Origin of the sequence: Myroides sp. N17-2 (assembly GCF_002286775.1) — a bacterium.
Lineage (GTDB): Bacteria > Bacteroidota > Bacteroidia > Flavobacteriales > Flavobacteriaceae > Flavobacterium.
The window spans coordinates 1-313 of record NZ_NSGJ01000138.1; the positions used below are offsets into that span (position 1 = coordinate 1).

Below are 313 nucleotides of genomic sequence, written 5' to 3' on the forward strand. Positions count from 1 at the left end.
CCTTATACCATTGCACTCTACGCACGGTTACCAAGCGTGCTGAGGGAACCTTTAGAAGCCTCCGTTACTCTTTTGGAGGCGACCACCCCAGTCAAACTACCCACCAAGCAATGTCCTCCCTACTAAGGAGTTAGATCTCAAATAAGCAAAGGGTGGTATTTCAACAATGACTCCACAACGCCTAGCGACGCCATTTCACAGTCTCCCACCTATCCTACACATCACTTATCCAAGAACAATACTAAGCTATAGTAAAGGTGCACAGGGTCTTTTCGTCCCACTGCGGGTAATCGGCATCTTCACCGATACTACA

Annotated in this window: 1 rRNA gene; it reads right to left on the reverse strand. The window is 47.9% G+C overall.

The annotated features are described in order from the left end of the window. A 23S ribosomal RNA gene (locus CF599_RS19425) occupies positions 1 to 313 on the reverse strand; the annotation flags it as partial.